Annotated in this window: 14 protein-coding genes and 1 tRNA gene; 8 read left to right on the forward strand and 7 right to left on the reverse strand. The window is 55.0% G+C overall.

The window, feature by feature from the left end:
* Positions 1-30 precede the first annotated feature (30 nt).
* The 6 genes from C6A40_RS22735 to ykfI all read left to right on the forward strand — a co-directional run bounded on the left by C6A40_RS22735 (position 31) and on the right by ykfI (position 2246).
* Positions 31-270, forward strand: coding sequence for a DUF905 domain-containing protein (locus C6A40_RS22735; protein ID WP_000194654.1), 240 nt, complete (start codon positions 31-33; stop codon positions 268-270).
* A 97-nt stretch (positions 271-367) separates the two neighbouring features.
* Positions 368-826, forward strand: coding sequence for an antirestriction protein (locus C6A40_RS22740; protein WP_000211838.1), 459 nt, complete (start codon positions 368-370; stop codon positions 824-826).
* 15 nt (positions 827-841) lie between these two features.
* Complete coding sequence (locus C6A40_RS22745; protein ID WP_000811693.1) at positions 842-1318, forward strand: JAB domain-containing protein; 477 nt, start codon at positions 842-844, stop codon at positions 1316-1318.
* An 8-nt stretch (positions 1319-1326) separates the two neighbouring features.
* A complete protein-coding gene (locus C6A40_RS22750) occupies positions 1327-1554 on the forward strand; it encodes a DUF987 domain-containing protein (protein WP_008324517.1) in 228 nt (75 codons plus the stop codon).
* Positions 1555-1566: 12 nt separating this feature from the next.
* Positions 1567-1884 (forward strand): type IV toxin-antitoxin system YeeU family antitoxin, encoded by a 318-nt coding sequence (locus C6A40_RS22755; protein WP_008324516.1) that lies wholly within the window; start codon positions 1567-1569, stop codon positions 1882-1884.
* Positions 1885-1904: 20 nt separating this feature from the next.
* On the forward strand, positions 1905-2246 hold the full coding sequence (gene ykfI, locus C6A40_RS22760; protein WP_008324514.1) for a type IV toxin-antitoxin system toxin YkfI: 342 nt from the start codon (positions 1905-1907) through the stop codon (positions 2244-2246).
* A gap of 381 nt (positions 2247-2627) precedes the next feature.
* Here ykfI and C6A40_RS22765 read toward each other — a convergent pair.
* From C6A40_RS22765 to proB, 3 genes are all read right to left on the reverse strand, one after another.
* Positions 2628-2703, reverse strand: a tRNA-Thr gene (locus C6A40_RS22765).
* Positions 2704-2814: 111 nt separating this feature from the next.
* Positions 2815-4068, reverse strand: a complete 1254-nt coding sequence (gene proA / locus C6A40_RS22770; protein WP_045335365.1) for a glutamate-5-semialdehyde dehydrogenase — start codon at positions 4066-4068, stop codon at positions 2815-2817.
* 11 nt (positions 4069-4079) lie between these two features.
* The gene (gene proB, locus C6A40_RS22775; protein ID WP_021242883.1) at positions 4080-5183 is read right to left on the reverse strand and encodes a glutamate 5-kinase; all 1104 of its coding nucleotides are present in this window, start codon (positions 5181-5183) and stop codon (positions 4080-4082) included.
* A 304-nt stretch (positions 5184-5487) separates the two neighbouring features.
* Between proB and phoE the strand changes: the two genes are divergently transcribed.
* The gene (gene phoE, locus C6A40_RS22780; protein ID WP_008501878.1) at positions 5488-6540 is read left to right on the forward strand and encodes a phosphoporin PhoE; all 1053 of its coding nucleotides are present in this window, start codon (positions 5488-5490) and stop codon (positions 6538-6540) included.
* Positions 6541-6676: 136 nt separating this feature from the next.
* Here phoE and crl read toward each other — a convergent pair whose 3' ends face one another.
* The 3 genes from crl to gpt form a co-directional block, all read right to left on the reverse strand.
* The gene (gene crl / locus C6A40_RS22785) at positions 6677-7078 is read right to left on the reverse strand and encodes a sigma factor-binding protein Crl (protein ID WP_008500249.1); all 402 of its coding nucleotides are present in this window, start codon (positions 7076-7078) and stop codon (positions 6677-6679) included.
* Between the two features lie 57 nt (positions 7079-7135).
* Positions 7136-8380 (reverse strand): esterase FrsA, encoded by a 1245-nt coding sequence (frsA, locus tag C6A40_RS22790; protein WP_008500250.1) that lies wholly within the window; start codon positions 8378-8380, stop codon positions 7136-7138.
* Positions 8381-8486: 106 nt separating this feature from the next.
* Positions 8487-8945, reverse strand: a complete 459-nt coding sequence (gpt, locus tag C6A40_RS22795; RefSeq protein WP_003863205.1) for a xanthine phosphoribosyltransferase — start codon at positions 8943-8945, stop codon at positions 8487-8489.
* A 260-nt stretch (positions 8946-9205) separates the two neighbouring features.
* On the opposite strand from gpt, the gene pepD reads away from it, so the two are divergent.
* Entirely contained in the window at positions 9206-10663 is a 1458-nt protein-coding gene (gene pepD / locus C6A40_RS22800; protein WP_045335364.1) for a cytosol nonspecific dipeptidase, read from the forward strand.
* A gap of 76 nt (positions 10664-10739) precedes the next feature.
* Here the strand turns inward: pepD and dinB are convergent, their stop codons facing one another.
* Entirely contained in the window at positions 10740-11798 is a 1059-nt protein-coding gene (gene dinB, locus C6A40_RS22805) for a DNA polymerase IV (protein WP_008500252.1), read from the reverse strand.
* Positions 11799-11866: the final 68 nt, after the last annotated feature.

Consider the following 11866-nt stretch of genomic DNA (forward strand, 5'->3'; position numbering starts at 1 on the left):
CCGGGGTTTTCTTTTATCAGGAGCCCGAAAATGACCCAATCCGTGTTGCTGCCACCGGGGCCTTTCACCCGGAGACAAGCGCAAGCGGTCACTACCACGTACAGCAATATCACACTCGAAGACGACCAGGGCAGTCACTTCCGTCTGGTGGTTCGTGATACTGAAGGCCGGATGGTCTGGCGGGCATGGAACTTTGAGCCGGATGCCGGTGAAGGTCTTAACCGCTATATCCGCACCTCAGGCATCCGTACAGACACGGCCACCCGCTGATCGCGAAGCATTTACCCGCATTCACCTCCCCGAACACACTTTATATCCCCATACGCCAGCCATCGCCGCTGGCGTTTTTATTGACGGAGACATACCCATGACAACACAGACGCAGCACGACCTCGCACCCGCTAACCAACCCGAATTTGAACTGACCGTCACGCCGGTCCCCGATGAACAGCGTATCGATTTCTGGCCACAGTACTTTGGCGCTATCCCGCAGTGGCTACTCCTGGAGCCGCATATCTTCGCCTGGATGGACCGCTTCTGTGAGGGCTACAGCGGTGGTATCTGGTCGTTCTACACCCTCAGCAATGGCGGCGCATTTATGTCCCCCGAGCCTGACAACGATGAGACATGGCGTCTGTTTAACTGCCTGAACGGTAACGATGCCCAAATGAGTGCAGAAGCAGCAGGTATTGCTGTCTGCCTGATTGCGTATAGCCACCATGCCTGCCGTACAGAATGTGACGCGATGACCGCACACTATTACCGCCTGCGGGAGTATGCCATGCAACATCCAGAGGCTCACGCCATTCTGCGTATTATCGACTGACCGAAGGAGCAACAGATGAAACAGCTTTCCTTTTTACCCGGCGAGATGACGCCACAGGACCGGCGTCTCATTCAGCGAGCGCTCAGGGCTCTGGACCGCCACCTGCATGAGCCCGGCGTAGCCTTCACCTCTACCCACGCCGTACGTGAATGGCTGCGACTGCATATGGCCGCGCTTGAGCGGGAAGAGTTCCGGGTGTTGTATCTGGACAACCAGAATCAGTTGATTGCCCATGAAACGCTCTTCACCGGCACGATTAACCGCACCGAGGTGCATCCCCGGGAGGTGGTCAAACGTGCTCTGCACTTCAACGCGGCGGCGGTGATACTCGCGCATAACCATCCTTCCGGCGAGACGACACCTAGCCAGGCCGACAAAACCCTCACGCAGCGACTGGTTCAGGTGCTTCAGCTGGTGGATATCCGTGTCCCTGACCATCTGATTGTCGGTGGCAGGCAAATCTATTCGTTCGCAGAACACGGTCTGTTGTGAGGTATGACATGAAAATTATCAGTAAACGCCGGGCAATGACGATATACCGCCAGCATCCTGAGTCCCGGATCTTTCGCTACTGCACCGGCAAATACCAGTGGCACGGTAGCGTCTGTCATTACACCGGCAGGGACGTTCCGGATATCGCCGGAGTCCTCGCGGTATACGCCGAACGCCGCCAGGACCGCAATGGGCCCTATACCTGCCTGATGAGCATCACCCTGAACTGGCAATAGTGGAGAACTGTAATGAGCAACCCTACCAGGGGCCTGCAGCGGGCTATCACGCCGCGCCTGGGAGCCCGTCTGGTGCAGGAGGGTAACCGACTGCACTATCTGGCTGACAGGGCCAGCATCACCGGCAGGTTCAGTGACACCGAATGCCGGAAGCTGGATGAAACATGCCCGCACTTTATCCGCCATATGGAGTCGATGCTAACCACCGGTGAACTCAGTCCCCAACACGCCCACTGCGTCACCCTGTACCACAACGGTTTCACCTGCGAAGCCGATACTCTTGGCAGTTGCGGCTACGTATACATCGCCATTTACCCCACTCAGAGTTAATTACCTTCACGAGAGTAAACATGAAAACTTTACCTGCAACAACTCAGCGGGCGGCGAAGCCCTGCCTGTCACCCGTGGCTGTCTGGCAAATGTTACTGACACGTCTGCTGGAACAGCACTATGGTCTGACAATAAACGACACGCCATTCTGCAATGAGGCTGTGATTAAGGAACACATCGATGCCGGTATCACCCTAGCCGATGCCGTGAATTTTCTGGTGGAAAAATACGAACTGGTGCGTATCGACAGGAAGGGATTTAACTGGCAGGAACAATCCCCTTATCTCCGGGCTGTAGACATTCTGCGAGCACGGCAGGCAACTGGCTTGTTGCGGCAAAGCCGTAACAACGTAGTACGATGAACATTGCGTACAACCTTCCCGATTTACATTTCTGAACTTCCTCCCTTGTTTACCTATTGCGTAATGCGCCTGCTACTACCCGGCAGGCGCGTTATCTTTTTACGGACAAACAATCATGCAACCAGAAGTTGAAGTATTAACCGATCATAATGAGCTAATTTGTTCGAGCTTTATTGAACACATTGCCAACACATTAAATTTAGGAGTAGTGTACAACTAAACCTGCAGCCAAGGATGTATAGTGAGCGAAGCCCTATCAGGCCTTTTTGGTCAGTAGATAAGATTGATCTTCGTTGATAGAATTTACTTACACCAGCTGTTACATTAAGATAATTTTTTGGTGGGAGAATGATAAGATCTTACGTAACAATTTGATTTTAATGGTGCCGATAATAGGAGTCGAACCTACGACCTTCGCATTACGAATGCGCTGCTCTACCAACTGAGCTATATCGGCCCTGAGAGGCCGGTTACGAGTGTAACCACGGGGCAAAAGGTTAGATCTATCCGGGTGATGCGTCAATGCCCTTTTGAATCAAACGGCTATTTTTGCATCACCCGTGATTATTTACGCACGAATCGTATCGTCGCCGAAGCCGATCCACTTGTACGTGGTCAGCGCTTCCAGCCCCATCGGACCGCGCGCGTGCAGTTTCTGCGTGCTGACCGCTACCTCAGCGCCGAGGCCGAACTGGCCGCCGTCGGTGAAGCGGGTGGAGGCATTCACATACACCGCAGAGGAATCCACTTCGTTCACGAAGCGATCGGCATTGCGCATGGTGCGCGTCAGGATGGCGTCAGAATGCTGCGTGCCATGCTCACGGATGTGCGCAATCGCGTCGTCAAGATCGCTCACGATTTTCACGTTCAGATCCAGTGACAGGAACTCGTCGTCGTACTGCTCCGCGTTGACGGGAACGACGTTAGCCGGGCCATCCTGCAGCAGCGCGAGCGCACTGGCGTCAGCATGCAGCGTCACGCCGCTCTCGGCCATCTGCTTGCTCAGGGCTGGCAGGAAGGTGTTTGCGATGCCCTGATGCACCAGCAGCGTTTCCACGGTGTTACAGGTGCTTGGACGCTGGGTCTTCGCGTTCACGATAATCTTCAGCGCCGGTGCAATCTCAGCGCTGTCGTCTACCACGATATGACACACGCCAATACCGCCGGTGATCACCGGGATCGTCGACTGCTCGCGGCACAGCTTGTGCAGGCCCGCGCCGCCGCGTGGGATCAGCATGTCGATGTATTTGTCCATGCGCAGCATTTCGTTGACCAGCGCGCGGTCCGGGCTCTCAATTGCCTGCACGGCACCCGCCGGTAAGCCACACTCTTCCAGCGCCTGCTGAATGACTTTCACCGTCGCGGCGTTGGTGCGCCAGGTCTCTTTCCCACCGCGCAGAATGGCGGCGTTGCCGGTTTTCAGGCACAGGGAGGCGACATCCACCGTCACGTTTGGACGGGCTTCATAAATAACGCCGATAACGCCGAGCGGCACGCGACGACGCTCCAGGCGCAAACCGCTGTCCAGCAGCCCACCGTCAATCACCTGCCCTACCGGATCGGCCAGATTGCAGACCTGACGAACATCGTCGGCGATGCCTTTCAGGCGGGCCGGGGTCAATGCCAGGCGGTCGAGCATCGCTTCGCTCAGACCGTTGCGACGCGCTTCCAGTAAATCCTGCTCGTTGGCGAGCAAAATCTCCTGGGACTGAGATTCCAGATAATCAGCGATTTTTTCCAGCACGCGGTTTTTCTCGCGGCTGGAAAGGAGCGCCAGTTTGTAAGAGGCGGCCTTCGCGGCGACGCCCATTTGTTCCAGCATGTTCTGGCTCCTTAACGAATAATCATGTCATCGCGATGCACGGCAACCGGGCCATATTCATAGCCCAGAATGGCGTCGATCTGCTGCGAATGGTGACCCGCGATGCGGCGCAGGGCATCGCTGTTATAGCGGCTTACGCCGTGGGCGATGTCGCGGCCTTCGAGGTTACGGATGCGGATCACTTCACCACGGGAGAAGTTGCCTGTCACGCTTTTAATTCCTTTAGGAAGTAATGAACTTCCTCGTTCCAGAATCGCGGCGGTCGCCCCTTCATCAACGACGAGTTCGCCCGCAGGCGGCGCGCCAAATATCCAGCGTTTACGGTTTTCCAGCGGAGATTCCTGGGCGTGGAAGCGGGTGCCAACGGAGATGCCTTCCATCACGTCGCCAATCACGCCAGGGCGGCTGCCCGCGGCAATGATGGTGTCGATACCGGCGCGGCACGCCACGTCGGCGGCCTGTAGCTTGGTCCCCATACCGCCCGTTCCGAGGCCGGACACGCTGTCACCGGCGATGGCGCGCAGCGCATCGTCGATGCCGTGAACGTCGGTAATCAGCTCGGCTTCCGGGTTAGCGCGCGGATCGGCGGTGAACAGCCCCTGCTGATCGGTCAGAAGCAGTAATTTATCGGCGCCAGCCAGAATGGCGGCCAGCGCAGAGAGGTTATCGTTATCACCCACTTTGATTTCAGCGGTAGCAACGGCATCGTTCTCGTTAATGACCGGAACGATATTGTTGTCCAGCAGCGCACGCAGGGTATCGCGGGCGTTCAGGAAGCGCTCTCTGTCTTCCATATCCGCACGCGTCAGCAGCATCTGCCCGACGTGGATGCCATAGATAGAGAACAGCTGTTCCCAGAGTTGAATGAGTCGGCTTTGTCCCACGGCGGCCAGCAGCTGTTTGGAGGCGATCGTCGCGGGGAGTTCGGGGTAACCCAGGTGTTCACGCCCGGCGGCAATCGCCCCGGAGGTCACAATCACAATACGATGCCCTGCGGCATGTAACTGAGCGCACTGACGTACAAGCTCAACAATGTGGGCGCGATTTAGGCGGCGCGATCCGCCTGTTAACACACTGGTACCGAGTTTTACCACCAGCGTCTGGCTGTCACTCATGATTCTCTGCCGTTCAACGATAAGGGAAAGTAATGTCGAACGAACGTTTTAGCAGGAGTCAGCCCCGTTGCCAACTGCCTTAGCACATCGCGAAACACTTTGTTGCGCGGGATCAGGAAGCGTAGCGGGAGAATTTGACACTTTTATTACCGAAATAATAAATCACAGTTTTTTAAAATTATTCTTAGTTTGTCATAAAAGTTTCATTCCAGAACGATAAAACCCTTCCTGTTTTTTCACGGGACTTAAGCATGAGCTTATCGTCCAGCGAATTTTTTAGCGCGTTTATAAGACAGGATCGAAAATGAAAAAGAGCACTCTGGCATTAATGGTTATGGGCGTAGTGGCTTCTGCATCCGTTCACGCAGCTGAAGTTTATAATAAAGATGGTAATAAGCTGGACGTGTACGGCAAAGTGAAAGCCATGCACTACATCAGCGATGATGCCACCAAAGATGGCGATCAGACTTACGTTCGTTTCGGTTTTAAAGGCGAAACCCAGATTAACGATCAGCTGACGGGCTATGGTCGTTGGGAATCTGAATTTGCGGGTAACAAAGCCGAGAGCGACTCCTCTCAGAAAACCCGTCTGGCGTTCGCGGGCCTGAAGCTGAAAAACTTTGGCTCTCTGGATTACGGTCGTAACCTGGGTGCGCTGTATGACGTCGAAGCATGGACCGACATGTTCCCTGAGTTCGGCGGCGACTCTTCCGCGCAGACCGATAACTTCATGACCAAGCGTGCGACCGGTCTTGCCACCTACCGCAACACCGACTTCTTCGGCGCGGTTGACGGCCTGGACATGACCCTGCAGTACCAGGGTAAAAACGAAAACCGTGACGCCAAGAAGCAGAACGGTGACGGTTTTGGTACCTCTCTGAGCTATGACTTCGGCGGCAGCGATTTTGCCGTCAGCGGTGCTTACACTAACTCTGACCGCACCAACGCGCAGAACCTGCTGGCGCGTGGTCAGGGGCAGAAAGCCGAAGCCTGGGCTACTGGTCTGAAATATGACGCGAACGATATTTATCTGGCAGCGATGTATTCAGAAACCCGTAATATGACGCCAATTTCTGGCGGATTTGCCAATAAGGCACAGAACTTTGAAGTCGTCGCACAATATCAGTTCGACTTCGGTCTGCGTCCGTCCCTGGGTTATGTCCAGTCTAAAGGCAAAGATATCGAAGGTATTGGTGACGAAGATCTGGTGAAATATATTGACGTTGGCGCGACCTATTACTTCAACAAAAATATGTCCGCGTTTGTTGATTATAAAATTAACCAGATTGACGACGATAATAAACTGGGCGTGAGCAGCGATGATATCGTTGCCCTGGGTATGACCTACCAGTTCTAAGATTATCCAAATAAGAAAATCCCGGCAGATAAGCCGGGATTTTTTTTGCCCGGTGGCGCTGCGCTTACCGGGCCTACGGGATAGTGCATTTTGTTGGCCGGGTAAGGCGAAGCCGCCACCCGGCACTGTGACGCTATCAGGCAGTCAGCTTCACCGCTTCGCTGGAAAAATCATCCGCTGGCTCGAACTTAAGGTCCAGGGTGGCCAGCAGTGCGCTCGCTTTGTCGTGAAACTCTTTCAGGGTATATTCCAGGCGATCGATCACTTCCTGATCTTTAATGGTGGTGGCCTGCCAGTTACCGTCTTTATTAAACAGGCCAAACTGGTAGCTATACGTAAAGCGTTTTTCCTCTGCTTCCATTTCCATCCACCAGCCCCAGAATTCACGTTTTTCGGGTGCAGGCTTCACGTTGACGCATACAGCCAGGCAATCGAAAAAAAAGCGATTCTCTTCACACTGCTCTTCTCGAATATACGGGCCAAGAGCCATGAACTTCTTAATCAATCTACTTTTCGGGTGTCCACTCGGTAACGTCATTGCGATCTCCTTTTGTGAAGCCACTGTTTTACCAAACCAGCGAAATTTAGCAATCTATTAACACAATCTCTGAGCGATCCAGCGCGTAATCTCCTTCAGAGCTTTATCGAAATTCTGATAGACCGGGCTGAACGGCACCTCAAGCAATTTGCCATCCGCAGATGACGACGTGATTAAGCGCGACTCTTCTTCCGGACTGAACGGATCGTTTTTCCAGAACCCCGACAGCATCGGCGTCGGGCAGCGACGTCCCAGCAACCCTTGCGTTTTTAACGAGTAGCGATTGAGCTCAACGCGCAGCGCTTCGTCTGATGCATCATGCATGCCAAGACGGCTGGCCAGCACATCAAGGTACATTTCGGGCACGCTCCCCTGGCGTGCGGGATCGCTGAGCAGGGCGTGAACGACCGGTCCAAGGCAGGCGACAGCTTTCAGGCGGGAGGATTCAAGGTAAGCCAGACGCACCGCGACGTTTGCGCCAAAGCGGAAGCCAAATGCCGCCACGCGGGTGTGGTCAACCCACGGAATGTTTTCCAGCGCTTTTAGCGCATGCTGGTGCAGCAGGCTGGAATCCTGAGTCAGTTTCCATTTGGAGGAGAAGCCAATTGAGGGCATATCCAGCGTCAGCATCGCGATCCCTTTTGGTGCGAAGTAGCGCTCATACAGGCTGTAATAGTCAATTTGCAGAGAGTCCAGCCCGCCGCACATCAGCACGGTTGGGAACGGGCCTTCACCTTCGGGCATATGCAGGAACCCGGTAACGGGCGCCCCGCCCGGAACAGCGAACTCAAGCTCGCGCATCTGGCCCGGCAGGCGTTGAGCCGCCTCTTCGTAGGCGCGATTCGCCAGCGCCTGCGCCTGTTCAGCCAGCTCATCGCCTTTTAAATGCGGGTAGGCGGCAATGGCATAGAGGTTGGCCGCATGCAGCCAGTGTTTGCCGCTGCGCGTGGCATCCTCTTCCTGGCTGGCTTTTTGCTGCCAGAGCATCGCCTGTTTAGACCACTCGTAGATCCAGTTTCCGCCACGGTAGCCCACTACCGTATCATAGAGTTCGCTGTCGGTACGCTCGGCTTCACTCATCACGATACGTGCCTGCACATCAAGGATTTCACGGGGATCGATACCGCGCCAGATCCACATCAGGCGGTTAATCATGCGATACCAGTGAGGCACGTTTTTACCGTCTAACGCAGACTGGACGGCAGGCTGAGTACCCGGATTGAAGCGACGCACCAGCGTCGACGTTTCAGGGTGTTTGAAACGGGGTTTGAAGAGAGTCTCGGTGAGATTCGCCTGCGTCATTGCATTGCCTCCATGAATACGTCGTATAGAGACTATTGTAACGCGCGCCAGACTAAAAAAAACAACGCCCGGCATCACCGGGCGTTAAATTAATTGCGGAACGTGATTAACGACCCGAGATTGGCGGTACGAAGACCACGCCCATATCCCATGGTTGTTCAATCCAGGTATCCTGCGGAATATCAATCACGTAATCGTCAACCAGCGGGCGGCCAGCAGGCTTCGCGAAGATAGTGACGAAATGTGCTTTCGGATACATTTCACGGATAGCCACCGCGGTACCGCCGGTATCCACCAGGTCATCAATAACGATGAAGCCTTCACCGTCGCCTTCCGCGCGTTTCAGCACTTTCAGCTCGCGCTGGTTGTCATGGTCATAGCTGGAGATGCAAACGGTATCGACATGACGAATACCCAGCTCACGTGCCAGCAGCGCCCCCGGTACCAGACCGCCACGGCTGACGGCAATAATGCCTTTCCACTGTTCGGAAGGCATCAGACGCGCAGCCAGTTTGCGTGCGTGAATCTGCAACATGTCCCAGGTGACGACGTATTTTTCGCTCATGTGAAGTGTCCCAGCCTGTTTTTATACGGCTTAAAAAGTGTTCGAGGGGGAAATAGGTTGCGCGAGATTATAGAGATCTGACGCACTAAAAACCAGTGTTTAGCGCCCTCTGCCTGAGTTTTTACATGCTTTATGCTACCAGCCAGCAGAGAAAGTGGTATTCTCAGTTCCATCTCGCAAGCCTGACTTGTGGTAACTATTAACCTGCTAACCCTGTGACCTGCAACCCTGTTTGCAGCGCCTCGACAAGGAGACTTATCGTGTCTGAACTGTCTCAACTATCTCCGCAGCCGCTGTGGGATATTTTTGCCAAAATCTGCTCCATTCCACACCCTTCCTACCATGAAGAACAGCTTGCCGAACATATTATGGGCTGGGCGAAGGAAAAAGGTCTGCATGCGGAACGTGACCAGGTTGGCAACATTCTGATCCGCAAACCCGCCACCGCAGGCATGGAAAACCGTAAACCGGTTGTGCTGCAGGCGCACCTGGACATGGTGCCACAGAAGAACAACGACACCGTTCACGACTTCACCAAAGACCCGATTCAGCCGTACATCGACGGCGACTGGGTGAAAGCGCGCGGCACCACCCTGGGTGCGGATAACGGCATCGGTATGGCCTCTGCGCTGGCCGTGCTGGCTGACGACAGCGTTGAGCACGGTCCACTGGAAGTGCTGCTGACCATGACCGAAGAAGCGGGCATGGACGGGGCGTTCGGTCTGCAGGCGAACTGGCTGCAGGCGGATATCCTGATCAACACCGACTCCGAAGAAGAAGGCGAGATCTACATGGGCTGCGCGGGCGGGATTGATTTCATCTCTACCCTGCCGCTGTCACGCGAAGCGATTCCTGCCGGTTTCCAGACCTTCAAGCTGACGCTGAAAGGGCTGAAAGGCGGCCACTCCGGCGGTGATATTCATCTGGGTCTGGGTAACGCCAACAAGCTGCTGGCACGCTTCCTGGCAGGCCATGCGGCCGAGCTAGATCTGCGTCTGGTAGACTTCAACGGCGGTACCCTGCGCAACGCGATCCCGCGCGAAGCCTTCGCCACCGTGGCAGTGCCAGCGGCAAAAGCGGACGAACTGAAAAAACTCTCCAGCGTGTACCTGGATATCCTGAAAAACGAACTGTCGGCGAAAGAGAAAAACCTGACCGTGGTGCTGGAATCCGTCTCCACGGATAAAGCCGCGCTGACCGCGAAGTCTCGTGACACCTTCGTTCAGCTGCTGAACGCGACGCCAAACGGCGTGATCCGCAACTCTGACGTGGCGAAAGGCGTGGTGGAGACCTCACTGAACGTGGGCGTGGTAACCATGAGCGACGACAGCGCGGAGATCATCTGCCTGATCCGTTCCCTTATCGACAGCGGTAAAGAGTATGTGGTGAGCATGCTGGAATCTCTGGGCACGCTGGCGGGCGCAAAAACCTCCGCCAAAGGCAGCTACCCGGGCTGGCAGCCGGATGCGAGCTCTCCGGTGATGGCACTGGTGCGTGAAACCTACCAGCGTCTGTTCAACAGCACGCCGAACATTCAGGTGATCCACGCGGGTCTGGAATGCGGTCTGTTCAAGAAACCGTATCCGGATATGGATATGGTGTCCATCGGGCCAACCATTACCGGCCCGCACTCGCCGGATGAGCAGGTTCATATCGAAAGCGTCGGTCATTACTGGACGCTGCTGACTGAACTGCTTAAGGCGATCCCAGTTAAGTAATACCCTCATCCCAGCCCTCTCCCACAGCGAGAGGGTGAAAAACCCAGGCCCGGTAAGCGTAGCGCACCGGGCTTTTTTACAATCCTAATACCAGCTGTCGCTCTAACTGCGGATCCAGCAGCGTGACGTGCAATCCCACCAGCCTCACCCCTCGCCCTCCTCGTCGCTCTTCCCATGCCTTTTTTGCCGTCGCGATAAGATCGTCTTTATTCAGACGCGGCCAGACATGTTCCTGCGTGGTCTGCTGAAAATCGTTGAATTTGAGCTTGATGCCCTGACGGGCAATCAGCAGGTCCGGTTTTACCTTGCTTAAGCGTCGTTCCAGCTCAGGATAAAGCTGTTCCGTGATAATGGTTTCGCATTCGGACCAGTCATGAATATCTTCAATGAGGGTTCGCTCGACGCCGACGGATTTCCGCAGCCGTTCGCTGTTCACATCGCGATCGTCAATCCCCTGGCTGCGCTCCCACAGCACGCGGCCAAACTTCCCGAAGCGCTTGAGCAGCATGGCGAGGTCGCTTCGCTGCACGTCTTCGCAGGTGCGTAATCCCATGCTTTCCAGCTTTGCGGCGGAGACTTTCCCGACGCCGGGGATTTTGCCAAGCGGCAGCGTTTTTAAAAATGCAGGCACCTCTTCCGGCGTAATGACGTACTGGCCGTTGGGCTTATTTAAATCCGAAGCGATTTTGGCAAGGAATTTAACGGGCGCGACCCCCGCAGATGCCGTCAGGTTCAGCTCGTTGAAAATCGTCTGGCGGATCTCCTGCGCCATCAGCGTGGCGGAGCCGTGGCAATGCACGCTGTCGGTCACATCGAGATAGGCTTCGTCCAGCGACAGCGGTTCTATCAAAGAGGTATAGCGGGAGAAGATTTCCCGAATATGAAGGGAAGCCTCTTTATAGGCGTCGAACCGCCCGGGCAGAAGCGTGAGATGAGGGCAAAGCTTTAAGGCCATCGCCGTCGGCATAGCGCTACGCACGCCAAATTTGCGCGCAGGGTAGTTGGCGGTGCTGATAACGCCACGCTGAACGCGGCTGCCGCCAATGGCGATGGGAATATCCCGCAGCGCCGGGTTGTCTCGCATCTCCACTGCGGCAAAAAAGCAGTCCATATCAACATGGATTATTTTGCGCATAGTAAGCCCTCACTCATCACTGGATAAGTATACAGTAAATAAATGAGGATTGAGAAGCAGATGTAAGA

The organism is Enterobacter sp. GER_MD16_1505_Eko_090 (assembly GCF_003331015.1).
GTDB classification, from domain to species: Bacteria; Pseudomonadota; Gammaproteobacteria; order Enterobacterales; family Enterobacteriaceae; genus Enterobacter; species Enterobacter roggenkampii.

Bases quoted from the DNA above. Each gene is read 5' to 3' on its own strand.
- C6A40_RS22735 (WP_000194654.1), top strand. From the start codon at position 31: ATGACCCAATCCGTGTTGCTGCCACCGGGGCCTTTCACCCGGAGACAA.
- C6A40_RS22740 (WP_000211838.1), top strand. From the start codon at position 368: ATGACAACACAGACGCAGCACGACCTCGCACCCGCTAACCAACCCGAA.
- C6A40_RS22745 (WP_000811693.1), top strand. From the start codon at position 842: ATGAAACAGCTTTCCTTTTTACCCGGCGAGATGACGCCACAGGACCGG.
- C6A40_RS22750 (WP_008324517.1), top strand. From the start codon at position 1,327: ATGAAAATTATCAGTAAACGCCGGGCAATGACGATATACCGCCAGCAT.
- C6A40_RS22755 (WP_008324516.1), top strand. From the start codon at position 1,567: ATGAGCAACCCTACCAGGGGCCTGCAGCGGGCTATCACGCCGCGCCTG.
- ykfI (WP_008324514.1), top strand. From the start codon at position 1,905: ATGAAAACTTTACCTGCAACAACTCAGCGGGCGGCGAAGCCCTGCCTG.
- proA (WP_045335365.1), bottom strand. From the start codon at position 4,068: ATGCTGGAACAAATGGGCGTCGCCGCGAAGGCCGCCTCTTACAAACTG.
- proB (WP_021242883.1), bottom strand. From the start codon at position 5,183: ATGAGTGACAGCCAGACGCTGGTGGTAAAACTCGGTACCAGTGTGTTA.
- phoE (WP_008501878.1), top strand. From the start codon at position 5,488: ATGAAAAAGAGCACTCTGGCATTAATGGTTATGGGCGTAGTGGCTTCT.
- crl (WP_008500249.1), bottom strand. From the start codon at position 7,078: ATGACGTTACCGAGTGGACACCCGAAAAGTAGATTGATTAAGAAGTTC.
- frsA (WP_008500250.1), bottom strand. From the start codon at position 8,380: ATGACGCAGGCGAATCTCACCGAGACTCTCTTCAAACCCCGTTTCAAA.
- gpt (WP_003863205.1), bottom strand. From the start codon at position 8,945: ATGAGCGAAAAATACGTCGTCACCTGGGACATGTTGCAGATTCACGCA.
- dinB (WP_008500252.1), bottom strand. From the start codon at position 11,798: ATGCGCAAAATAATCCATGTTGATATGGACTGCTTTTTTGCCGCAGTG.